A 23025-nucleotide genomic window follows, 5' to 3' on the forward strand; every position below is an offset into this window, starting at 1 on the left:
CTCCCTGCCCTCGTGTCCCCGCGTCAGCCGGCCCCGTCCACCGCCGCCTGCTCCACCAGCGGGATGATCCGCAGGGGTACGGGGTTCTCCATGACGATCGCCGTCGAGGCCCGCACGATGCCCTCGAACCCGACGACCCGGTCGATCACCCGCTGAAGATCGGCGTTCGAGCGGGCGACCAGGCGGCACAGCATGTCGCCGTGACCGGTGGTGGTGTGCAGCTCCAGCACCTCGGGCACCGTCGTCAGATGCGCCCGTACGTCGGCCCCCTGGCCCTGTTTGATCTCCAGGGTCGCGAACGCCGTCACCGGATAACCGAGCGCGGCCGGGTCGACGTCCGGCCCGAAGCCGCGGATCACCCCATTGGCCTGAAGCCGGTCCATCCGTGCCTGCACGGTCCCGCGCGCCACCCCGAGGCGGCGCGAGGCCTCCAGGACGCCGATGCGCGGCTCGCGCGCCAGCAGCACGATGAGCCGGCCGTCGAGTTCGTCGATACCGTCGGTGGGCATGAGTGCCGCCTGCTTCCCGGAACCTCGCGATGACTCTGGTCATCCTGTACAGATCGCCTCTTCATTCTGGCGTTCCGGTAGGCAGATTGCCCAGTGGTTCCGCGAACTATTGCGCAGCTTGCGATACGGAGAGAGTCTGCCGCCATGACTGAGACCACGCAGCACACCACCCCCAGCACCGCGCGCGAGGCCGACCCCTTCCCGGTCAAGGGAATGGACGCGGTCGTCTTCGCCGTCGGAAACGCCAAGCAGGCCGCGCACTACTACTCGACGGCCTTCGGCATGAAGCTCGTCGCCTACTCCGGACCGGAGAACGGCAGCCGCGAGACCGCGAGTTACGTCCTGACCAACGGCGCCGCGCGCTTCGTCCTCACCTCCGTCATCAAGCCCTCCACCGACCGGGGCCGCTTCCTCGCCGAGCACGTCGCCGAGCACGGCGACGGCGTCGTCGACCTGGCCATCGAGGTCCCGGACGCCCGTGCCGCGTACGCCTACGCCGTCGAGCACGGGGCGCGCGGCATCGAGGAGCCGCACGAGGTCAAGGACGAGCACGGCGTCGTCGTCCTGGCCGCGATCGCGACGTACGGCAAGACCCGGCACACCCTCGTCGACCGCTCCGGTTACGACGGCCCGTACCTCCCCGGCTTCGTCGCCGTCGACCCGATGGTCGAGCCGCCGGCCAAGCGCACCTTCCAGGCGATCGACCACTGCGTCGGCAACGTCGAGCTCGGCAAAATGAACGAGTGGGTCGCCTTCTACAACAAGGTCATGGGCTTCACCAACATGAAGGAGTTCGTGGGCGACGACATCGCCACCGAGTACTCCGCCCTGATGTCGAAGGTCGTCGCGGACGGCACCCTGAAGGTGAAGTTCCCGATCAACGAGCCCGCGATCGCGAAGAAGAAGTCGCAGATCGACGAGTACCTGGAGTTCTACGGCGGCGCCGGCGTCCAGCACATCGCGCTCGCCACGAACGACATCGTCGCGACCGTGCGCAGCATGCGGGCCAACGGCGTCCAGTTCCTGGACACCCCCGACTCGTACTACGACACCCTCGGCGAGTGGGCCGGCGAGACCCGGGTGCCGGTCGAGACGCTGCGCGAGCTGAAGATCCTCGTCGACCGCGACGAGGACGGCTACCTCCTGCAGATCTTCACCAAGCCGGTCCAGGACCGGCCGACCGTCTTCTTCGAGATGATCGAGCGGCACGGCTCGATGGGCTTCGGCAAGGGCAACTTCAAGGCCCTGTTCGAGGCGATCGAGCGCGAGCAGGAGAAGCGCGGCAACCTCTGATGCCGCGCCCGGCCCGCCCCGGGGCGGGCCGGCCGTGCACTCCGGGAGGCCGCGCCGCGCGCTCATGACCCGAGGCCGCGCCGCGCGTGCTTCCTGTGCCGCGTGTGCTGCGTGCGCTGCCCCGCGCGCCCCTGACGGGGGGTGCGCGGGGTCGCTATCGTGAGTCATGGCCATGACTAGTGTCAGTGCGAGCACGAGTGATGAGCGCATCGACTTGGCGGTGCCGTCGAAGAGATGGCACTGGAAGAAGCGGCTCGGGCAGACCACCGTCCTCCAGTCCTTCGCCTTCGACGACTCCCGGCAGCGGCTGTACGTCCTCCAGGTCATGCAGGGCGGCGTCAGGCTCCCCGGCGAGTCCCGGACGTACACCGGCACCGAGCGGCGCCGGCGCGGCGACATGTGCCTGAACCGGCTCGACCTCAAGGGCGCCCGGCTGGGACACATGTACCTGCTCGGCCACGGGCACGGCGTCGGCATGGGCGTCGAGCGGGACGCGGCCGGCGCGACCTGGATCTGGACCGAGTCCGACGGGCGGGCGGCGGACAGCGGGGCCTTCGGGCGCGGCATCACCCGGTTCCGTTTCAAGGACCGGCAGGTGCGGCGCGTTTCGGCCGAGACCACCCGCTACCCGGTCCCCGGCTCGACCGCGAACCAGCCGTCCGTCGACATGAGCCGCAAGCGGATCGCCGTCCGCCACCGCCTCGACGGCGAGGTCCGCTACCGCGTCTTCCCGCTCGCCCGCGCCGTCGCGGGCGACTTCTCCGATCCCCTGCACGACTTCGCACAGGCCCCCGCGCACCCCGACCCGGACATCGACTTCCAGGGCTTCGCGCTGTACGGCAACTACCTCTACCAGCTCGCCGGCGAGCCGTACGGAGCCGGCAACCCCCGCTCCGGCCACGGCAACACGTACGTCTCCTGCATCGACATCCGCACCGGCGAGATGGTCCAGCGGACCCGTACGAAGGCCGGCTACTCCCTCGACTACCGCGAGCCGGAGGGCCTCGCCGTACGGCGCACCGGCAAACCCCGGCTGTGCATGGGCTTCGCGTCGGGGGAGGCGGGCGCGCGCCGGTACTCGATCTACTACAAGCAGCACGGATGACCGCACCGGCCGGGCCCGGCGCAGACGCCACACGCGGGCCGGCTCAGCGGCGGGGGCCCCGGTGCGCAGACTCCCCGAGAGCGTGCAGCACCTCGCGGGCCTTCGGCGCCAGCAGCGGGGAGAACGCCGGGTTGATCCGCAGCGCCTCCTCCAGATGCCGCCTCGCCGCACCGTACTTGCGCACCTCCCGCTCGACCATGCCCAGGTGGCAGAAGAACTGGGCGTCGCGCAGGCCCTGCTCCGTCGCTCTGCGGGCGTACTTCAGGGCCTCCTTGTTGTTCTTCGCGCCGCCCCGGCGGTGCAGCGCCCACGCCAGGCCGTCCGCGACGTGCGCGTTCGGGTGGCGCCGCCACTCCGCCCGCAGCCGCCGCACCGCCGCGGCCGGATCACCGTGGTCCGCGTCGAGGCGGCCCAACAGCAGTTCGTCGCGCTTTCCGCCGAGCTTGCGGCGCAGCGCCACGGCCTCCCGTACGAACGCGTACTGCTCCTTCGCCTCGCCCCCGCGGCCCTGGGACTCCAGCAGTTCGCCGTACTCCAGGTGCAGTTCCGGCAGGGGTACGTCCGCGAGCGCCGCCCGGTAGTCGACCTCCGCGTCGGCCGGCCGGCCCAGCGCCGCCATGACCCGTGCCCGGCCCGCCCGCGCCCTGCCGTAACCGGGATCGGTGCGCAGAGCGGCCTCGTAGTGGCCCAGGGCCTCCTGCGGCTCGCCGCGTTCCCACGCCAGGTCGCCCATGGCGTGCAGCCCCGTCACCCGCTCCGCGGCGGAGCCCGCCAGCGCCGTCGCGTCGGCCAGCGTCGCCGCCGCGTCCTCCCGCCAGCCCCGGCTGCGGTACACCTCCGCCGCCAGCCGCCGCGCCGCCGCCCCCGGGCGCAGCGCCGTCAGCTTCTCCACCGCTTCGCCCGCCGCGGCCTGCTCGCCGAGCTGCGTGTACGCGCCGATGAGGACCGGGTACGCCGTCCAGCGCCTGGGTGACCGCTTGCGGACCGCCTCGCCCCACTTCTTCGCCGCGCGGTGGTCGCCACGGGCGTGGGCGAGCGCGGCCAGACCGACGAGGGCGTCGGGGTTCGCCCGCGGGCGTACGGACAGCGAGTGGCGCAGCGCCATCTCCGCCCGGGGGAAGTCGTTGGCGTCGGCCGTCCAGCGGCCCCGCTCCAGGTACGCGGAGCCGAGCACCGACCAGGAGCGCTCGTCCTCGGGGTGCGCGCGCAGCCAGGACTCGCGCTCACCGATGAGCGCCGTCAGATCGGCGGGGGAGGCGGGTGCCCCGGCGCCCACGGCCTCGACGGCGGCCATCGCCCGCCCCACGGGCCCCGGCGCCGGCGGCGGACGTTCGCCCAGCCACTGCGAGGTCAGGACCCCCGCGACGACCAGCACCGCCACGCCCGCGAGCACGGCGCGCGGCCACCGCCGCTTCGCCCGCTGTTCGCTCTCCATGCCGCTCACTGTGCGCCAGTACTACGAGCGCGCCCCGACCCGCGAAGCGGATCGGCGACGGGTTCACACCGATGGCCCCGAGTGACACGCTGGGAGCATGGACGATCTTCTCGAACGGCTGCGTGCCGGCCTCCCGGCCCGGACGCTGATCACCGATCCGGACGTCATGGCGTCGTACGCCCACGACATGGCCGGATTCTGCGCGGCGGGAGCCCCCGCCGTCGTGGTCCTGCCGCGCACGGTCGAGCAGGTCCAGCACGTCATGCGCACCGCCACCGCGCTGCGGGTGCCGGTGGTGCCGCAGGGCGCCCGGACGGGACTGTCCGGCGCGGCCAACGCGAGCGACGGCTGCGTCGTGCTGTCGCTGGAGCGGATGGACCGGATCCTGGAGATCAGCGCGGTCGACCGGATCGCCGTGGTCGAGCCGGGTGTGATCAACGCGGTCCTCTCGCGGGCCGTGGCCGAGCACGGCCTCTCCTACCCTCCCGACCCGTCCAGTTGGGAGATGTGCACCATCGGCGGCAACATCGGCACCGCCGCGGGCGGGCTGTGCTGCGTGAAGTACGGCGTCACCGCCGAGTACGTGCTGGGACTGGACGTCGTACTCGCCGACGGCCGGCTCCTGCGCACGGGGCGCCGCACGGCCAAGGGCGTGGCGGGCTACGACCTCACCCGGCTGTTCGTCGGCGCGGAAGGCACGCTCGGGATCGTCGTCAAGGCGGTGCTCGCGCTGAAGCCCGCCCCGCCCCGGCAGCTCGTGCTCGCCGCGGAGTTCCCGTCCGCGGGCGCCGCCTGCGACGCCGTGTGCGAGATCATGGCGCGCGGTCATGCCCCCTCGCTGCTGGAGCTCATGGACCGTACGACCCTGCGCGCCGTCAACAAGTTGACCGGCATGGGCCTGCCCGAGTCCACCGAAGCGCTCCTGCTCGCCGCCTTCGACACCGCCGACCCGGCCGCCGACCTCGCCGCCGTCGGGGAGCTGTGCACCGCCGCCGGCGCGGTCGCGGTGGTCCCCGCCGACGACGTCGCCGAGTCCGAACTGCTGCTCCAGGCACGGCGGGTGTCCCTGACGGCGCTGGAGGCGGTCAAGTCCGCCACGATGATCGACGACGTGTGCGTGCCGCGCTCGAAGCTCGGCGCGATGCTGGAGGGCACCGCCGTCATCGCGGAGAAGTACAACCTGGTCATCGGCGTGTGCGCGCACGCCGGCGACGGCAACACGCATCCGGTGGTCTGCTTCGACCACCTGGACGAGGACGAGTCGCGGCGCGCCCGCGAGTCCTTCGACGCGATCATGGCGCTCGGCCTGGAGCTCGGCGGCACCATCACCGGCGAGCACGGAGTCGGCGTACTGAAGCGGGACTGGCTGGCGCGCGAACTCGGTTCGGTGGGACTGGAGTTGCAGCGGTCCGTCAAGGCGGCGTTCGATCCGCTCGGTCTCCTCAACCCGGGCAAGGTCCTCTGAGCCCCGGCGCCGCCGCCTCACGCCTCGCCCTCGCCGGACTCGTCCGACGGCCACGGGTCGCTCAGCCACAGGTCGTCGGCCGGGGTCGGCGTCAGGAGGCGGGCCAGCGCTTCGTCCAGGCCGAGCCGCCCGGACTCCGTCCCGGGCGGGACCGCCACCAGCGTCCGCTCCAGCCAGGCGGACACGACCGGGGACGACGCCTCCAGCAGGGCGTCCCCGTCGGGCGACGTCAGCGCCACACAGACGACACTGCGCGCGTCGATCTTGGCGGGCCAGATCCGTACGTCGCCGTGGCCGCACGGCCGGAACACCCCCTCGACCAGCAGCTCGCGGGCGAACGTCCAGCCGACCGGGGCGTCCGAGCCGACGTGGAAGGTGATGTGCACGGCGTACGGGTCGTCCGTGCGGTAGGCCAGCCGGGCCGGCACGGGGATGCTGCGCTCGGGCGAGAGCACCAGGTTCAGTTCGAGTTCGCGTTCCACCACGGTGTGCATCGGATCGTTTGTTCCTCTCCGGTCGGGCGGCCCCTTGGGCGGGCCTCACCGGGAGAGAGCGGCTTCGCGTGCGCTCATTACGCGACTTCGGGCGGCGAGTTCGGCCCGCTTCTTGCTCAGGCGCGGGAGACGAACGACGATGCGGGGGTCGCCAGGCGCGAGGCAGATGGCGGGCATACCACGGACAGGCCCCGCGGATGCCCGGAAAGAAGTGCTTCGCCCGGGACCGGCCCGGCGCGTCGCGGCGGTCTGATAGATGTGGACCTCGATAACGAGGCCATCGACTAGATACGGGACACGGTGATGAGCGCCCCCACCCCGGCCAGCGGCGACAGCAGCCCCACTCCTGGCTACTATCCCGACCCGTCCATCCCCGGCTACGTCCGGTTCTGGAACGGGGCGTCCTGGGTGCCCGGAACCAGTCGCCCCGCCCCGGCGGACGGCGAGGGACTGCCGGCCGCGCCCGCCGGCGCGGCGGCCCCGGCCCCGGCCCCGGTGCCCGCCGTCGAGGAGACCGGTCCGGTCTTCTTCGACGAGGAACCGGAAGGCGCGCACCTGCACGGCAACACCCCGGAACCGGCGTCCGCCTGGCAGGCGGACACGTCCCGCCAGACCGGCTTCGGCGGCGACCGCGACCGCCGCGTCTCCTGGGGCTCCACCGCGACCCCGGCCGCCGACGGCAGCACGCCGTCCGCTCCCGGCGACAGCGGCGGTACGTCCGGTTCCGCCTCCGGTGGCTCGGCGGACCCCCGGCGCGCCCCCGGTGACCAGCGTCGCGGTGGCGGCGGCGTCGACCTCCGGCGTACGGGCGGCTCCGCGCCGGAGGCCGCCCCGGCGGCGGCCGGCGAACGCGACCCGCGCGGCGCCGGGGACGACCCCAGCGGCGGCGCGCTCCCCGGCGTCCGCACGCCCGGCCGGGCCTCGCCTCCCGACGACGGCACGGTCACCATCCGGGCCCTGCGCCGGGGCGGCGCGGAGTCCCCGCGCACGACCCGGGCCGACGGCACGATGGCCATCCGCACCATGACCCCGGGCGCCAACCGCCCCCAGCTCCCGGACCAGAACCGCCCCGCGACCCCGGGCCGGACCCAGACCCCCGGCCAGGCGCACGCGGCGGGCCAGGGCCGCGCCGCCACCCAGGGACGCACTCCTGGCCAGGGGCAGGCCCCCGGCCAGGGGCAGGCCCCCGGCCAGGGGCACGTGCCCGGCCAGGCGCAGCCCTCCGGGCAGGGCCAGGCGCAGGGCCAGGCCCCAGGCCGGCCGCAGCCCGCGGCCCAGGGCCACGCCCCCGCGCAGGGGCAGGTCCCGGGCCAGGCGCAGGCACCGCACGCCGCCGGGCAGGGCCAGGCCCCCCACGCCGCCGCCCAGGGCACGCCCGTCGCACAGCCCGCCGGGCCGGGCGGTGCCGGAGCCGCCGCTCCCGTCTCCGCCGGGGCCGGTGGCGGGGCCGCCTCCTGGGCGCAGCAGGTGCACCAGCTGGCGCAGCCGGACCAGGAGGAAGCGGGCGCGCCGCCCGTGGTGCCGTGGAAGCCGCCGGTCAGCGACCCGTTCCTGCAGGCCGCCCAGGCGCAGGCCGCGGCCAGGCCCGCCGGCCTCGCCAAGCGGCTGGCCGCACGGCTCATCGACACCGTCGTCCTCGGCGCCGCGGTCGGCGCGATCGCCGTACCCCTCGTGTCGGCGGCGCTCGCCCACATCGACGACAAGATCGAGGCGGCGAAGCTGTCCGGCGAGACCGTGACCGTGTGGCTGCTCGACGGAACCACCGCCGGCTACCTGGGCATCGTGCTCGGCGCGTACCTCCTGCTCGGAGTGGTGTACGAGGTGCTGCCGACGGTCAAGTGGGGCCGTACGCTCGGCAAGAAGCTGTGCCGCATGCACGTACGGGACATCGAGGCGCACGAGCCCCCGACGTTCGGCCCGGCGCTGCGCCGCTGGCTCGTGTACGGCGTGCTCGGCGTCCTCGCGATCGGGATCGTCAACGCCGCGTGGTGCCTGTTCGACCGCCCGTGGCGTCAGTGCTGGCACGACAAGGCGGCTCGTACGTTCGTCGCGGGGGACTGACGGGCAGCCAGGTCCCCCGAACGGCACCCGACCGGATGCGGGCGGCGGGCGGGCGCGGTCGACTGCCGTTATGAGCACCGACCAGCCGCCGCCCGGCCAGCCGTCCGACGACGACCCGTTCCGCAAGAAGCCCCCTCCGGACCAGCCGCCGTCGACGCCGCCCCCACCGCCGCCCCCGTCCGGCGGCGGCCCGTACGACACCGGCGGCCCGTACGACACCGGCGGGCCGGGCGGACCCACCGGACCGGGCGGACCTGGCGGACCGGCCGGCCCCGGTGGCCCCGCCGGCCCAGGACCCGGTGGCGGATCGCCGTACGGCGACCCCTACGGCGGCGGCCCGTACGGCACCCCGCCCCCGCCCTACAGCGGCGGCGCCGCTGACCCGCTCGCCGGGATGCCACCGCTCGCACCCACCGGAAAGCGCATCGCGGCGCGCATCGTCGACATCCTCATCGTCGGCGTGCCGCTGGGGCTCATCGGCTGGCTGCTCGGCATGTTCGACAGCTACAACAGCGACGACTGGGACGAAGTCTCGACCATGTCCGACGGCAAGTCGCTGATCTGGCAGCTCGTCACGATGGTCGTGTACATCGGCTACGACACCTACTTCACGGCCAAGGACGGCCGGACCGTGGGCAAGCGGCTGATGAACCTGCGCGTCGCCATGCTCAACAGCGGCATGATCCCCGAGACGAACGCGTCGCTGCTGCGGGCCGTCGTCCTGTGGGTGCCGGCACTGATCTGCTGCTTCTGCCTGTGGTGGATCATCAACCTGGTGATGGTCCTGGTCGACAAGCCCTACAAGCAGGGCCTGCACGACAAGGCGGCCAAGACGGTGGTGGTGTCAACCACGTAGCGAGTGCCCGCCGACCGCCGAGTGGGCCCGCGAGGACCGCGCGGAGACGGAGCGCGGGCCGGGCACCCGGGCGTCGGACCCGGCCGGCTCGGGCCGGGCGGCCTCGGTGGGCGTGCCGGAGGCGGCCGCATCGTTCGCGTCGCGAACCGTGCGCGCCGCCTTCGCCGTGGGCACCGTCAGCGAGACCAGCAGGCCCAGGGCCAGCGCCGCGAGGGCGATGACGGCGACCCCGATGCCGGTCGCCGTCCCGGACAGCAGCAGCATGGCGATGGTCGAGAAGACGACGGTGGCTGAACCGTATGCGAACTGTGCGGCAGTCGGACGCGGCATGGCGATTTCCGTCCTCGGAGCAGCGGTAGGGGGGTCTGTCTCAACCGGGTCGCACTTCAGGCGACTCTACGACGGTGAGTGCCCGCACGGAACCGGCAGTAAGCGTGACCTAACCCACGGTGCCGGTGCATCGGGGGCGCACGGAGTCATTCCGCGTCCCATCTGGTGGGATCGACGCGCCCTGCGGCCGGCCGGTGACTGACCCGATGACCGACCCGAAAGTGTCCGGTATCCGGAACTGCACTTCTGCATAGTGCAATTGAGCTGTCCAAGTCAAGGTCTGTCTTTTCTTCGGCAACTCCGGTCGAATGTCGTCACTTGAGACGCGCGCCGCGCCCGGAATACCCCTCACCCTCTTCCGTGCTGACGCGGCCCGCGGGGGAGGACATCATCAAGTGACCACCAACCGAGGGCGGATCAGAGCCGCTGCCGTAGTCGTGGCCATGGCCGCGACCGCCGCGACGGCCTCCGCGTTCGCCACCGCTCAGGCTGACGAGAAGCCTGTGAGCGCGGCGGACAAGGCCGGTATCGAGCGCCGCGACCCGGCGCCCGCCAAGGGGCACGTCGAGCACGACCTCGAAGGACCGTTCAGCAAGCAGCAGGAACTGGAGCGCAAGGCCGCGCTGGAGCAGGTCGTCGCCGGGGACGCCACCGTGCAGAAGCGCGGCGCGTCCAAGGTCGTCAAGCTCGACGACAAGAAGTACGTCGAGCTGGGCCGCGAGAAGACCGACAAGATCTTCACGATCCTGGTGGAGTTCGGCGACAAGGTCGACGACACCACCCTGTTCGACCCGGACGGCGACGGCCCCGAGCCGCCCGTCAAGAAGTACGGCGGCGAGCCCGGCCCCGCGCACAACCGGATAGCCGAGCCGGACCGTTCCGAGGACAACTCGACGGCCTGGCAGAAGGACTACGACCAGAAGCACTTCCAGGAGCTGTACTTCGGAGAGGGCAAGGGCAAGGACTCCCTCAAGACGTACTACGAGAAGACCTCCTCCGGCCGCTACTCGGTCGAGGGCGAGGTCTCCGACTGGGTCAAGGTCGACTACAACGAGGCCCGTTACGGCTCCAACTACTGCGGCGACAGCAACTGCGCCAATGTGTGGGACACCGTCCGCGACGGCGTCACCGCCTGGGCCGCCGACCAGAAGGCCAAGGGCCGCACGGACGCCCAGATCAAGTCGCAGCTCGCCGGTTACGACCAGTGGGACCGCTACGACTTCGACACCGACGGCAACTTCAACGAGCCCGACGGCTACATCGACCACTTCCAGATCGTCCACGCGGGCGAGGACGAGTCGGCGGGCGGCGGCGCCCAGGGCGAGAACGCCCTGTGGGCGCACCGCTGGTACGCGTACGGCACCGACGCCGGCAAGACCGGCCCGGCGAACAACCCGGCCGGCGGCACCCAGATCGGCAAGACCGGCATCTGGGTCGGCGACTACACCATGCAGCCCGAGAACGGCGGCCTCGGCGTCTTCGCCCACGAGTACGGCCACGACCTGGGCCTGCCCGACCTGTACGACACCTCGGGCAAGGGCGAGAACGGCGTCGGCTTCTGGTCGCTGATGTCGGCCGGCTCCTGGCTCGGCAAGGGCAAGAACGAGATCGGCGACCTGCCCGGCGACATGACCGCCTGGGACAAGTTCCAGCTGGGCTGGCTCGACTACGACGAGGCGAAGGCCGCGACGAAGTCGAAGCACAAGCTGGGCGTCTCGGCGTACAACACCAAGAACCCGCAGGCGCTCCTCGTCGAGCTGCCCAAGAAGCCCGTCACCACGACTGTCGTGAAGCCCGCCGAGGGCTCCAAGCAGTGGTGGAGCGACATGGGCGACGACCTCAAGAACACCCTGACCCGCTCCGTGGACCTGACCGGCAAGGCCAAGGCCGAGTTGTCGCTCCAGGGCTGGTGGGACATCGAGGCCAACTACGACTGGCTGTACGCCGAGGTCTCGACCGACGCGGGCAAGACCTGGAACGCGGTCGACGGCACCGCCGACGGCAAGGCGCTCCCGCGCGACGCCGCCGACAAGCCGGGTCTGACCGGTGTGGGCGGCGCGTACAAGAAGCTCGCCTTCCCGCTCGACGCCTACGCGGGCAAGAAGATCGACCTGCGCTTCCGCTACCAGACGGACGGCGGCGCGGGCGGCAAGGGCTTCGCGGCCGACGCGATCACGGTGACCGCCGACGGCAAGCCGGTGTTCACCGACAACGCGGAGGGTGACGACAACGGCTGGACGGCGAAGGGCTTCTCGCGCATCGGCGAGTCCTTCACCAAGGACTACGGGCAGTACTACCTGGCCGAGAACCGTCAGTACGTGTCGTACGACAAGACCCTCAAGGTCGGCCCGTACAACTTCGGGTTCGCCCCCGACCGGCCGAGCTGGGTCGAGCACTACCCGTACCAGAACGGCCTGATGATCTGGCTGTGGGACACCTCGCAGAAGGACAACAACACCAGCGCCCACCCCGGCAAGGGCCTGATCCTGCCGGTCGACGCGCACGCCAAGCCGCTGAAGTGGGCGGACGGCAAGCTCCTCCGGAACAAGATCCAGTCCTACGACGCCACCTTCAGCAAGTACCGCACGGACCGCTTCACGCTGCACAGCGCGAACGTGCCGCTGAAGCTCGCGTCCCAGAAGGGCGTCCCGGTCTTCGACGACCGCAAGGGGACGTACTGGTACAAGGAGAACCCGACCGGCGGTGTGGACGTTCCTGACACCAACACCCGTATCGCGATCGTCAGCGAGCCCAAGAACGGCTCGACGATCACCGTAAAGGTCGGTCCCTCGACCAAGTAATTCGTAACACCGCAGGTCAGAGCATGATCGGCCGTCGCCCTCTAGCGGGCGGCGGCCGATCGCGTTTAGATGCCTCTTGACCAGTTCTTGTTGACACGACGTCTCATGGGGGATTGATCGGCATGTCCGGTGGAGGTTTCGTACGGCTGCCAGGCGGCAGCGTGGTGGTGGCGCTCACGCTGCCCAGCCCGGAGTCCGAGGGCCGCAAGGTCCGCGTCCTGGTCCACTCGGTGAACCGCGCCCGCGCCCTGACCAGGCTGCGGAACCACGGTCTGCGGGCCGTCTACCTGCGGGGCAACGCGCACCCGCCGACGCCGGACGAGATCACCGCCGTACTGCACCACCCGGACGGGCTGCTGTGGCGCACGGCGCCGCAGGAGACGGTGGAGCTCTGGCACCCCATACGGGCGCTGCTCAGGCCCGTACGCCCGGCCTGAGCGGGCGGGGGGCCGCCGGTGGGCCGCGCCGGCGGCCCGTCCGCCGGACCACCGGTCAGACCACCGGCTTCCCGGACAGCTCCACGCCCGCCTCGCGCATCTGCTCCAGAGCCCGCTCCGTCGTCGCCTCGGCGACGCCGGCCGTGAGGTCGAGCAGGACGTGCGTGGTGAAGCCCTCGCGGACCGCGTCCAGGGCCGTCGCCCGGACGCAGTGGTCGGTGGCGATGCCGACCACGTCGACCTCGCTCACCCCGCGCTCCCGCAGCCAGTCGGCCAGCCCCGTCCCGTTCTCGTCGGCGCCCTCGAAGCCGCTGTACGCCGCGGCGTGGGCGCCCTTGTCGAAGACCGCGGCGATGGCGCCCGAGGCGACGGCCGGAGCGAAGTTCGGGTGGAAGCCCACGCCCTCCGTACCGGCGACGCAGTGCACCGGCCAGGAGTGGACGTAGTCCGGGTTGGCGGAGAAGTGGTCGCCGGGGTCGACGTGGTGGTCGCGGGTGGCCACGACGTGGCGGTACCCGGCCGGGGCCTCGCCGATCAGCTCGGTGATGGCGGCGGCGACGTCGGCGCCGCCCGCCACCGCGAGGCTGCCGCCCTCGCAGAAGTCGTTCTGGACGTCCACGACGATCAAGGCGCGGTGCATGGCGGGGGCCCTTCGGTGGGGATGCGTCGGCGGGGGGTTCGTGTCCTGTTGTGCGGGCGTTGGTTCGAGAGTAGAGATTCCAACGGCCTTGCGGCAGGGGGCCTTTGGCTGCTAGGGCCGGCGGCGGTCCGGACGCCCGGCCTCCGCCCTGCCGCTGCCCGCTCACCCCCCGTTCATGCGTACTCCGTGGGGATCACCGGCTCGCCCCTGGACAGCTGGACCGCCGACATCGGCAGGCCCGCGCGCGCCGTGATGTGCCGCTGCCGTACGTCGTCCAGCGGCTCGCGCGCCACGACCGCGCCGCTCTTGATCAGCTCGATCTGCAGCTGCCGGTCCGCCAGCCCGGGCGGTACCGGCCCGGTGCCCACGACCTCGGCCTCGGCGACGCCGTGGGCGTCGGGGCGGCGGGCCGCCCACTTGCGGCCGCCGATCGAGGTCTTGCCGCCCGTCGACTTCTTCGCCACCGGCAGGAGCGGGGCCGCCGGGTCCGCCGAGCCGGCCCGGGCGACCAGCTTGTAGACCATGGAGCAGGTGGGGTGCCCGCTGCCCGTGACCAGCTGCGTGCCCACGCCGTACGCGTCGACCGGGGCCGCCGCCAGCGAGGCGATGGCGTACTCGTCCAGATCGCTGGTCACCACGATCCTCGTGCCGGTGGCGCCCAGCTCGTCCAGCTGGTCGCGCACCCGGTGGGCGACCAGCAGCAGGTCGCCGGAGTCGATGCGGACGGCCCCGAGGTCCGGCCCGGCCACCTCGACAGCCGTACGGACCGCCTCGGCGACGTCGTACGTGTCGACCAGGAGCGTCGTACCGCTGCCGAGCGAGGCGACCTGCGCCCGGAAGGCGTCGCGCTCGCTGTCGTGCAGAAGGGTGAAGGCGTGCGCGCTGGTGCCGACGGTGGGAATGCCGTACCGGAAGCCGGCCGCGAGGTCGGAGGTGGAGGTGAATCCGCCGACGTACGCCGCGCGCGACGAGGCGACGGCGGACAGCTCGTGCGTGCGCCGGGCGCCCATCTCGATCAGCGGCCGGTCACCCGCGGCGGAGGCCATCCGGGAGGCGGCGGCCGCGATGGCGGAGTCGTGGTTGAGGATCGAGAGGATCACGGTCTCCAGCAGCACGCACTCGGCGAAGCTGCCCTCGACGCGCAGGATGGGGGAGCCCGGGAAGTAGACCTCGCCCTCCGGATAGCCCCACACGTCGCCCGTGAAGCGGTACGAGGCGAGCCACTCCAGCGTCGGCTCGTCGACGATCGCGCGCTCCCGTAGGAAGCCCAGCACGCCCGCGTCGAAGCGGAAGTTCTCCACGGCGTCCAGGACCCGCCCGGTGCCGGCCACGACGCCGTACCGGCGCCCCTCGGGCAGCCTGCGGGTGAAGACCTCGAAGACGGAGCGCCGGTCGGCGGTGCCGGCCCTGAGGGCGGCCTGGAGCATCGTGAACTCGTACTGGTCGGTGAAGAGCGCTGTCGACGGCACATCCACCGGCAGGCCAAGGTCCGCAGTGTTCATGGCAAAGATGCTACCGCCAATCTCGTCAGAGTGACGATTTCTACGTGGCCGTTTGTGCGACGGCACCTCCCGGGTGGCACCATGGGACAAGTGAGTACGGCTCCCGCAGAGATCGAACGCCCGGAATCGGCCGAGGAAACCTTCGCCGTCCCCGAACCCGACGTCCCCTGGGTGACGCTGGTCCACAACGACCCCGTCAATCTCATGAGCTACGTCGCGTATGTCTTCCAGACGTACTTCGGCTACTCCAAGGACAAGGCGCACAAGCTGATGCTGGACGTCCACCACAAGGGCCGCGCGGTCGTCTCCAGCGGCAGCCGCGAGGAGATGGAGCGCGACGTGCAGGCGATGCACGGCTACGGACTCTGGGCGACCCTCACGCAGGACCGCGGCTGATGGCCGGGCTCTTCGAGGAGATCCCCGGCGGCGGCGTGGCCGTCGCGCTCGACGAGGTCGAGATCTCGATCCTGCGCAGCCTGGCCGTACAGCTGCTCGAACTGGTCGGTCCCGGCGACCAGCCGGCGGCCGGTGAGGACCCGCTGGCGGCGCTGTTCGCGGAGGGGCCCAGCGAGGCGCCGTCCGACCCCGCGCTCGCCCGGCTCTTCCCCGACGCGTACGGCGATCCGCAGGCCGATTCCGATGACGCGCACGAGCGCGAGGTGCGGGCCAACTCCGCCGAGTTCCGGCGCTTCACCGAGAACGACCTGCGCGAACGCAAGCGCCTGGACGCGCTCGCCGTCGTACGCAGCCTCGACGCGCTCGCCACCGGGGGCGAGGGCGGGGCCGTGCTCAAACTGGCCGACGACGACTGCAAGCGCTGGCTGGGCACGCTCAACGACCTGCGGCTGACCATCGGCACGCGTCTGGAGGTCACGGACGACGACGACGCCGCCGGGACCGGTGACCTGTACCGGCTGCCGGACTCGGACCCGCGCAAGCCGATGGTGATGGCGTACCTGTGGCTCGGCGCGCTCCAGGAGAGCCTCGTCGAAACGCTCATGCCCTGACCATGCCCTGACCTGTCGGGACATATCGATCTCGGTGTTCGCTCAACGGACACTCAAATCCGGATAACGATCGCATTAACGCCTGGGGCTCTTTTGGGGCCTCAGGCGTTACTTGTCCCATTTTTCCCATGGCGTGCGCCACATTGGGCGCAGTGGATCACTGTTGCCGGCGTGATAAATCTTCACGACCGCCCGGGGACGCCACCCCTGTCCCCGGGGGCGCTGACGCCGGCTGACCCCGGCACGCAACTCCATTCCACATCCGGGGGCCGAGCCCCTCAAAGGATCGTCACAGTCGATCCGAGCCGTTCAAGGCCGGATCGGCATGGAGAAAGGCGCGACACACCATGACCTCAGTGCAGGTCGACAAGCAGCACGACGGCAGTGAGGCCGAAGGCGCGACATCCGGCGAGGGTTACCAGCGCGGACTCGGGGCCCGTCAGATCCAGATGATCGCGATCGGCGGCGCCATCGGCACCGGCCTCTTCCTCGGCGCGGGCAAGGGCATCTCCATCGCCGGCCCCAGCCTGATCCTGGCCTACGCCATGGCCGGCCTCGTCATCTTCTTCATCATGCGGGCGCTCGGCGAGCTCCTCATGTACCGCCCGGTCTCCGGTTCCTTCTCCGAGTACGCCCGCGAGTTCGTCGGCCCCTTCGCGGGCTTCGTGACCGGCTGGACGTACTGGCTCTTCTGGGTCGTCACCGGCATCACCGAGGTCACCGCGGCCTCCGAGTACATGCAGTACTGGACCAAGGGCACCGACGGCTGGACCGATCAGCCGCAGTGGGTCTTCGCCCTGATCTTCACGGTCGTCCTCTTCTGCGTGAACCTGGTCTCGGTCAAGCTCTTCGGTGAGCTGGAGTTCTGGTTCTCGATGGTCAAGGTCACCGCGATCGTCGGCATGATCCTGATCTGCGCCGGAATCCTCACCCTCGGCTTCTCCGACGCCGGTGACACCGCCTCCGTCACCATGCTCTGGGACCAGGGCGGCTTCTTCCCCAACGGCATCGGGCAGACGCTGATGACCCTCCAGCTGGTCATGTTCGCCTTCCTCGCCGTCGAGCTGGTCGGCGTCACCGCGGGCGAGGCCAAGGACCCGAAGACGGTCCTGCCCAAGGCCATCAACTCCGTCCCGTGGCGTATCGCCGTCTTCTACGTCGGCGCGCTGATCATGATCCTGTCGGTCGTCCCGTGGACCCACTTCCAGCCGGGAATCTCGCCGTTCGTGGCGGCCTTCGAGAAGATGGGCCTCGGCGTCGGCGCGGCCATCGTCAACTTCGTGGTCCTCACCGCCGCCCTGTCCTCCTGCAACTCGGGCATGTACTCCACCGGCCGCATGCTGCGCGACCTCGCGCTCAACGGCCAGGGCCCGCAGGTCTTCACCAAGCTGACGAAGAACGGCCTGCCCCTGGTGGGCACGTCCTTCTCCGCCGCCCTGATGCTGGTCGGCGTGTGGATCAACTACCAGTGGCCGGGCGAGGCGTTCGACTACGTCGTCTCCTTCGCGACCATCTCCGGCATGTGGGCCTGGATCATGATCCTGGTCAGCCAGATCCGCTACCGCGCCAAGTCCGACCGCGGCGAGCTGCCGAAGTCCTCGTTCCGGGCCCCCGGGGCGCCGTACACGAGCTGGTTCGCCCTGCTCTTCATCGGCATGGTCGTCGTGATCATGGGCATCGGCGAGGACACGCGGATCCCGCTGTACTGCGCGCCGCTGTGGGCGCTGCTGCTCGGCGTCTCCTGGCTGGTGCTGAAGAAGCGCGCGACGGTGTCGCAGAGCGTCCCGCCGAAGGCCTGATCCCTTCCGGGCCCGCCCGGTCCCAGCATGTGGTCCCGTCCGTACCGTCCCTCGGTACGGGCGGGGCCCTTTGCTTATCCTGGGGCCCATGCTGACCCTTTCCCAGGCCCTGTACGACCAGATCGTCGCGCACGCCCGCGCGGACCACCCCGACGAGGCGTGCGGCGTGGTCGCCGGTCCGGCCGGGTCCGGGCGCCCCGAGCGCTTCATCCCGATGCTGAACGCCGCCCGCTCGCCCACGTTCTACGAGTTCGACTCCTCGGACCTGCTCAAGCTCTACCGCGAGATGGACGACCGGGACGAGGAGCCCGTCATCATCTACCACTCGCACACGGCGACCGAGGCGTATCCGTCCCGCACGGACATCAGCTACGCGAACGAGCCGGGCGCCCACTACGTCCTGGTCTCCACCGCAGACACGGACGACGCCGGCCCCTTCCAGTTCCGCTCGTTCCGCATCGTGGACGGCGTGATCACCGAGGAAGAGGTCAAGGTCGAGGCGTGACCGCCGCCGGCCACCGCCGCACCCCGCGCCCGCGCGCGGACGTACGCCGACGGGCCCAGGGCTGACGGCCGGGGCCAACTGCCCCCGGCCGGACGACGACGCCCCGCGGCCCAGTGACAGACTGTGCACGACCCGGGCGGCAGGGCCCAGGAAGCCGGTGCGAATCCGGCACGGTCCCGCCACTGTGACCAGGTCATGGCCACCGCCATGCCTGGAAGCCAGGAACTGACCTGCCGCCTCCCGCACCACCGACCAGGGGACGAGGACATCCCCCGGAGGAGGCACCACCGTGTTCCGTTCCAGGCGTACCCGCCGCGCCCTCGTGGCCGCCGCCCTGCTCTCCCTCACCGCCTGCACCACGTCCGGCGAACAGCCCCGGCCCGCGCCGAAAGCGGCCCGCGGCTTCCCCTACACCGTCACCAACTGCGGCGTGAAGACGACGTACGAGGCGCCCCCCTCCCGCGTCGTCACCATGAACCAGCACGTCACCGAAGTCATGCTGGAACTCGGCCTCGCCAAGTCCCTCGTCGGCACCGCCTACCTCGACGACCAGGTCCTGCCCAAGTACGAGAAGGAGTACGAGGCCACCCCGGTGCTGGCCAAGGAGTACCCCTCGTACGAGAAGCTGCTCGCCGCCAACCCCGACTTCGTGTACGGCGGTTACGCCTCCGCCTTCTCCGCCGGCGACGGCCGCAGCCGCGAGACGCTGAAGAAATCCGGCATCGACTCCCGCCTGAACACGGAGTACTGCGCCGACGGCAAGACCTCGATGGACGCCCTCTACCAGGAGATCCGCGAAGTCGGCCGCACCTTCGGCGTGTCCGACCGCGCCGAGCGCTGGATCGAGAAGGCCAAGGCCGGGAACGCCGCCACCGAGAAGAAGCTGGCGGGCGCCGACCCCGTCCGGGTCTTCGTCTACGACGGCGGCGACAAGACCGCCTCCACCGTCGGCGGCGCCGGCATCGGCCACGAGATGGTCAGGCGCGCCGGCGGGGAGAACGTCTTCGCCGACCTCCCCAAGCCGTTCGCCGACACCTCCTGGGAGACCGTCGTCGACCGCGCCCCCGAGGCGATCGTCATCCTCGACTACGGCTCCACCCCCGTCGCCCAGAAGAAGCGGCGGCTCCTCGACGACCCGGCCCTCGCCGACGTCCCCGCCGTCAGGAACAAGCGCTTCGCCGTCCTCCCGCTCTCCGACATGGTCCTCGGCGTACGCGCACCGGCCGCCGTCGACAAGCTCGCGCGTCAGCTGCACCCCGGGCTCAAGAAGTAGCGGGGGCGGCCGTGAGCTGCGCGACCCCTGCCGCCCGCGGGCGGCTGCGCTACACCCTGCTCGTCGCCGCGCTCGCCGCCGTGCTCGTCTGCGCGGCGGTCGCGGGACTCACCCTCGGTTCGGTACGCATCCCCGCCTCCCAGGTGCTGGAGACCCTCACCGGCGCCGCCGGGCCCGGCCCGTACCGCACGATCGTCCTCGACGTACGGCTGCCCCGCGTCCTGCTCGGCGCCGTCGTCGGCGCCGGGCTCGCGGTCATCGGCACCGTCCTGCAGGCCCTCGTGCGCAACCAGCTCGCCGACCCCTTCGTCCTCGGCGTCTCCTCCGGCGCGTCGGTCGGCGCGGTCGGCGCCATCGTGCTCGGCGCCGGCGCGGGCATCGCCACCACCGTCACCGTCCCGCTGGCCGCGTTCACGGGCGCGCTCGGCTCGCTCGTCCTGGTGTACGGGTTCGCACGCGGCGGCGGCGCCCTCACCACCGGGCGGCTCCTGCTCGCCGGAGTGGCCGTCTCGTACATCCTGTCCGCCCTGACCAGCCTCCTGATGGTCACCTCGGCCCGCGCCGACCACCTGAAGGAGATCCTCCACTGGACGCTCGGCGGCCTCGGCAGCGCCCGCTGGGACATGCTCGCGCTGCCCACGGCCGTCCTCGCCGTCGGCACCGCGGTCCTCGTCACCCTCGCCCGGCCGCTCGACCTCCTCCTGGTCGGGGAAGAGGGCGCCACCGTCCTCGGCCTCGACACCGGCCGCTTCCGGGCCGCCGTCTTCGTCCTGGCCTCACTGCTCACCGGCGTACTCGTGGCCTTCAGCGGCGCGATCGGCTTCGTCGGCCTGATGGTGCCGCACGCCGCCCGCATGGCCGTCGGCGCCGGACACCGCAGGCTGCTGCCCGTCGCCGCGCTCGGCGGGGCGGCCTTCCTCGTCCTGGCCGACCTGGCGGCCCGTACCGTCGCCGCGCCCCAGGACATACCCGTCGGCGTCCTGACCGCCCTCACCGGCGGCCCGTTCTTCCTCTGGATGCTGCGCCGCCGGCCCTACGGAACGACCGCCGGAGCCGCCGCGTGACGACCCTGACCACCGAGGGCCTCTCGTACGGCGTCGACGGCCGCCACCTCGTCGACGACGTCACCCTGACCGCCGCCGACGGCGAGACCGTCGGCCTGGTCGGCCCCAACGGCAGCGGCAAGACGACCCTGCTGCGCTGCGTGTACGGGACCCTGCGCCCCAGCCACGGCCGCGTCCTCCTCGACGGCGAGGACCTGCACGCCATGAGCCCCAAGGCCCGCGCCCGGCGCATCGCGACCGTCCCGCAGGACAGCGCGGCCGCCTTCGAACTGACGGTCCGTGAGGTCGTCGCCATGGGCCGCTCCCCGCACAAGCGCTTCTGGGAACAGGACACCGACGCCGACGACACCCTCGTACGCCGGGCCCTCGCCCGCGTCGGCATCACGGACCTCGCGGACCGCGCCTTCCCGTCCCTCTCCGGCGGCGAACGCCAGCGGGCCCTCACCGCCCGCGCCCTCGTCCAGCAGCCGTCCCTCGTCGTCCTCGACGAACCGACCAACCACCTCGACATCCGCTACCAGCTGGAGATCCTCGGCCTGGTGCGCGACCTCGGCACCACGAACCTGCTCGCCCTGCACGACCTGAACCTCGCGGCGTACTACTGCGACCGGATCTACGTCCTGGACCAGGGCAGAGTCGTCGCGTCCGGGCCGCCGAAGGACGTCCTCACGGTGGACCTCCTGCGGACCGTCTACGGAGTGAGTGCCGAGGTCAGCGTCCATCCGACGACCGGTGCGCCGACCGTCGTCTACCTGCCGGTGTCCACGTGACGAGCACTTTTCGACCACGATGTGAGATCACATACCGGCAATCGGGCCGGGAATCTATACGATGACCGCATGGTTCCCCACGACGTGAGTGAGACGACGCCGAGCACCGTGCTGCTCGTGGCGCGCCTGCACGTCGACCTGTGCCGGCTCGCCAGCGCCATCTGTACGCCTACGGCCTGAGCCACGGGCCAACCAGCACACGTACACGCTTGCCCCTGCGCGGGGGACGAACTGCCGCGCGCCTTTCACGCCACCCTCCTGACAGGAGTCGAAAGCCATGGCCATCGAGGTCCGCATCCCGACCATCCTCCGCACCTACACCGACGGCGCCAAGGCCGTCCAGGGCGACGGCGAGACGATCGCCGACCTCTTCGCGGACCTGGAAGCCCGGCACACCGGCATCCAGGAGCGCCTCATCGACAACGCGAACAACGGCCAGCTGCGCCGCTTCGTGAACGTCTACCTCAACGACGAGGACGTCCGCTTCCTCGACGGCATCTCCACCAAGCTCGCCGACGGCGACAGCGTCACCATCCTCCCGGCCGTAGCCGGCGGCATGGTCTGATGCGGTACGACTCCCCACTGGCGGCGGTCGGCAACACGCCGCTCGTCCGCCTCCCCAGGCTGTCCCCGTCGGACGACGTCCGCATCTGGGCCAAGCTGGAGGACCGCAACCCGACCGGCTCGATCAAGGACCGCCCCGCGCTCCACATGGTCGAACAGGCGGAGAAGGACGGCAGGTTGACGCCGGGCTGCACCATCCTGGAGCCCACCAGCGGCAACACCGGCATCTCGCTCGCGATGGCGGCCCGCCTCAAGGGCTACGACATCGTCTGCGTCATGCCGGAGAACACCTCCCAGGAGCGGCGCGACCTGCTCGCCATGTGGGGCGCGAAGATCATCTCCTCCCCGGCGGCGGGCGGCTCCAACACGGCCGTACGCGTCGCCAAGGAGCTCTCGGCGGAGAACCCCTCCTGGGTGATGCTGTACCAGTACGGCAACCCGGACAACGCGGGCGCGCACTACGCCACCACCGGGCCGGAGATCCTCACCGACCTCCCCACGATCACCCACTTCGTCGCGGGCCTCGGCACCACGGGCACGCTCATGGGCGTGGGCCGCTACCTGCGCGAGAACCTCCCCGACATCAAGATCGTCGCCGCCGAGCCGCGCTACGACGACCTGGTGTACGGCCTGCGCAACCTCGACGAGGGGTTCGTCCCCGAGCTGTACGACGCGTCCGTGCTGACCACCCGTTTCTCGGTCGGCTCCGCGGACGCGGTCACGCGGACCCGGGAACTGCTCCAGCAGGAAGGAATCTTCGCCGGCGTCTCGACGGGGGCCGCGCTGCACGCGGCGATCGGGGTCGGCAAGAAGGCGGTCAAGGCGGGGGAGCGGGCGGACATCGTCTTCGTCGTCGCGGACGGCGGCTGGAAGTACCTCTCGACGGGCGTGTACACGGCACCCACCACCGAGGCGGCCATCGAAACCCTCCAGGGCCAGCTCTGGGCGTAGGGCCCCGCAGACGCCGGAAGGGCCGGACGGCGACCCACAGACGCCCTCGGCCCCTCCGGCGTCCCGCGGCCGGCCCCGGCGCGGCGGGCCGTGCCCTCGGCGCGAACGGCTCGCCGTCAGCGGGCCAGGTGCCGGACCCGCTTCCACACCGCGCGGTCCGCGAC

Annotated in this window: 23 protein-coding genes and 1 riboswitch; of the genes, 17 read left to right on the forward strand and 6 right to left on the reverse strand. The window is 71.6% G+C overall.

From position 1 onward, the window contains the following. Nucleotides 1-23: 23 nt before the first annotated feature. Nucleotides 24-509, reverse strand: a complete 486-nt coding sequence (locus tag E2E34_RS13640) for an Lrp/AsnC family transcriptional regulator (protein ID WP_138902173.1) — start codon at nt 507-509, stop codon at nt 24-26. A 144-nt stretch (nt 510-653) separates the two neighbouring features. On the opposite strand from E2E34_RS13640, the gene hppD reads away from it, so the two are divergent. Continuing rightward, a complete protein-coding gene (gene hppD, locus E2E34_RS13645) occupies nt 654-1802 on the forward strand; it encodes a 4-hydroxyphenylpyruvate dioxygenase (protein ID WP_138902174.1) in 1149 nt (382 codons plus the stop codon). Nucleotides 1803-1974: 172 nt separating this feature from the next. Then, nucleotides 1975-2907, forward strand: coding sequence for a phage baseplate protein (locus E2E34_RS13650; protein WP_138902175.1), 933 nt, complete (start codon nt 1975-1977; stop codon nt 2905-2907). A gap of 43 nt (nt 2908-2950) precedes the next feature. Here E2E34_RS13650 and E2E34_RS13655 read toward each other — a convergent pair whose 3' ends face one another. Continuing rightward, nucleotides 2951-4342 carry a tetratricopeptide repeat protein gene (locus E2E34_RS13655; protein WP_138902176.1) on the reverse strand — a complete coding sequence of 464 codons (1392 nt, stop codon included), beginning with the start codon at nt 4340-4342 and terminating at the stop codon, nt 2951-2953. A 97-nt stretch (nt 4343-4439) separates the two neighbouring features. Here E2E34_RS13655 and E2E34_RS13660 point away from each other — a divergent pair, with 97 nt between their 5' ends. Then, nucleotides 4440-5807: an FAD-binding oxidoreductase gene (locus tag E2E34_RS13660; protein ID WP_138902177.1), complete on the forward strand. Its 1368-nt coding sequence runs from the start codon at nt 4440-4442 to the stop codon at nt 5805-5807. Between the two features lie 17 nt (nt 5808-5824). On the opposite strand, the gene E2E34_RS13665 is transcribed toward E2E34_RS13660, so the two are convergent. Next, nucleotides 5825-6301 (reverse strand): SsgA family sporulation/cell division regulator, encoded by a 477-nt coding sequence (locus E2E34_RS13665; protein WP_138902178.1) that lies wholly within the window; start codon nt 6299-6301, stop codon nt 5825-5827. A 303-nt stretch (nt 6302-6604) separates the two neighbouring features. Between E2E34_RS13665 and E2E34_RS13670 the strand changes: the two genes are divergently transcribed. Beyond that, nucleotides 6605-8362: an RDD family protein gene (locus tag E2E34_RS13670; RefSeq protein WP_138902179.1), complete on the forward strand. Its 1758-nt coding sequence runs from the start codon at nt 6605-6607 to the stop codon at nt 8360-8362. A 70-nt stretch (nt 8363-8432) separates the two neighbouring features. Beyond that, on the forward strand, nt 8433-9218 hold the full coding sequence (locus tag E2E34_RS13675) for an RDD family protein (RefSeq protein ID WP_138902180.1): 786 nt from the start codon (nt 8433-8435) through the stop codon (nt 9216-9218). On the opposite strand, the gene E2E34_RS13680 is transcribed toward E2E34_RS13675, so the two are convergent. After that, on the reverse strand, nt 9207-9548 hold the full coding sequence (locus E2E34_RS13680; protein ID WP_138902181.1) for a hypothetical protein: 342 nt from the start codon (nt 9546-9548) through the stop codon (nt 9207-9209). The genes E2E34_RS13675 and E2E34_RS13680 overlap by 12 nt on opposite strands. Nucleotides 9549-9991: 443 nt before the next feature. Between E2E34_RS13680 and E2E34_RS13685 the strand changes: the two genes are divergently transcribed. Further along, complete coding sequence (locus tag E2E34_RS13685; RefSeq protein WP_138902191.1) at nt 9992-12349, forward strand: immune inhibitor A domain-containing protein; 2358 nt, start codon at nt 9992-9994, stop codon at nt 12347-12349. A 122-nt stretch (nt 12350-12471) separates the two neighbouring features. Next, entirely contained in the window at nt 12472-12786 is a 315-nt protein-coding gene (locus E2E34_RS13690; protein WP_138898350.1) for a hypothetical protein, read from the forward strand. 55 nt (nt 12787-12841) lie between these two features. On the opposite strand, the gene E2E34_RS13695 is transcribed toward E2E34_RS13690, so the two are convergent. Together E2E34_RS13695 and E2E34_RS13700 are read right to left on the reverse strand one after the other, a co-directional pair. Continuing rightward, nucleotides 12842-13426, reverse strand: a complete 585-nt coding sequence (locus E2E34_RS13695; RefSeq protein WP_138902182.1) for an isochorismatase family protein — start codon at nt 13424-13426, stop codon at nt 12842-12844. Nucleotides 13427-13599: 173 nt separating this feature from the next. Continuing rightward, nucleotides 13600-14928: a nicotinate phosphoribosyltransferase gene (locus E2E34_RS13700; protein ID WP_138902183.1), complete on the reverse strand. Its 1329-nt coding sequence runs from the start codon at nt 14926-14928 to the stop codon at nt 13600-13602. Nucleotides 14929-15009: 81 nt separating this feature from the next. On the opposite strand from E2E34_RS13700, the gene clpS reads away from it, so the two are divergent. The 10 genes from clpS to E2E34_RS13745 all read left to right on the forward strand — a co-directional run bounded on the left by clpS (nt 15010) and on the right by E2E34_RS13745 (nt 22861). Further along, a complete protein-coding gene (gene clpS / locus E2E34_RS13705; protein ID WP_138896765.1) occupies nt 15010-15324 on the forward strand; it encodes an ATP-dependent Clp protease adapter ClpS in 315 nt (104 codons plus the stop codon). Beyond that, the gene (locus tag E2E34_RS13710; RefSeq protein WP_138902184.1) at nt 15324-15935 is read left to right on the forward strand and encodes a DUF2017 domain-containing protein; all 612 of its coding nucleotides are present in this window, start codon (nt 15324-15326) and stop codon (nt 15933-15935) included. Before clpS ends, E2E34_RS13710 begins: the two co-directional genes overlap by 1 nt. Before the next feature lie 347 nt (nt 15936-16282). Beyond that, nucleotides 16283-17734 carry an amino acid permease gene (locus tag E2E34_RS13715; protein ID WP_138902185.1) on the forward strand — a complete coding sequence of 484 codons (1452 nt, stop codon included), beginning with the start codon at nt 16283-16285 and terminating at the stop codon, nt 17732-17734. An 88-nt stretch (nt 17735-17822) separates the two neighbouring features. Further along, nucleotides 17823-18239, forward strand: coding sequence for a M67 family metallopeptidase (locus tag E2E34_RS13720; protein ID WP_138896762.1), 417 nt, complete (start codon nt 17823-17825; stop codon nt 18237-18239). Between the two features lie 124 nt (nt 18240-18363). Further along, nucleotides 18364-18487, forward strand: a riboswitch (cobalamin riboswitch). Between the two features lie 41 nt (nt 18488-18528). Then, nucleotides 18529-19512 (forward strand): ABC transporter substrate-binding protein, encoded by a 984-nt coding sequence (locus tag E2E34_RS13725; RefSeq protein ID WP_138902186.1) that lies wholly within the window; start codon nt 18529-18531, stop codon nt 19510-19512. 11 nt (nt 19513-19523) lie between these two features. Next, on the forward strand, nt 19524-20576 hold the full coding sequence (locus E2E34_RS13730) for a FecCD family ABC transporter permease (protein ID WP_138902187.1): 1053 nt from the start codon (nt 19524-19526) through the stop codon (nt 20574-20576). After that, nucleotides 20573-21346, forward strand: coding sequence for an ABC transporter ATP-binding protein (locus tag E2E34_RS13735; RefSeq protein ID WP_138902188.1), 774 nt, complete (start codon nt 20573-20575; stop codon nt 21344-21346). Before E2E34_RS13730 ends, E2E34_RS13735 begins: the two co-directional genes overlap by 4 nt. A 69-nt stretch (nt 21347-21415) precedes the next feature. Beyond that, nucleotides 21416-21526: a putative leader peptide gene (locus tag E2E34_RS37120; RefSeq protein ID WP_341870216.1), complete on the forward strand. Its 111-nt coding sequence runs from the start codon at nt 21416-21418 to the stop codon at nt 21524-21526. Between the two features lie 97 nt (nt 21527-21623). Continuing rightward, nucleotides 21624-21911: a MoaD/ThiS family protein gene (locus E2E34_RS13740; RefSeq protein ID WP_138902189.1), complete on the forward strand. Its 288-nt coding sequence runs from the start codon at nt 21624-21626 to the stop codon at nt 21909-21911. After that, nucleotides 21911-22861 carry a PLP-dependent cysteine synthase family protein gene (locus E2E34_RS13745; RefSeq protein WP_138902190.1) on the forward strand — a complete coding sequence of 317 codons (951 nt, stop codon included), beginning with the start codon at nt 21911-21913 and terminating at the stop codon, nt 22859-22861. The genes E2E34_RS13740 and E2E34_RS13745 overlap by 1 nt, the downstream gene beginning before the upstream one ends. Nucleotides 22862-23025: the final 164 nt, after the last annotated feature.

Source organism: Streptomyces albidochromogenes (genome assembly GCF_005981925.1).
GTDB classification, from domain to species: domain Bacteria; phylum Actinomycetota; class Actinomycetes; order Streptomycetales; family Streptomycetaceae; genus Streptomyces; species Streptomyces albidochromogenes.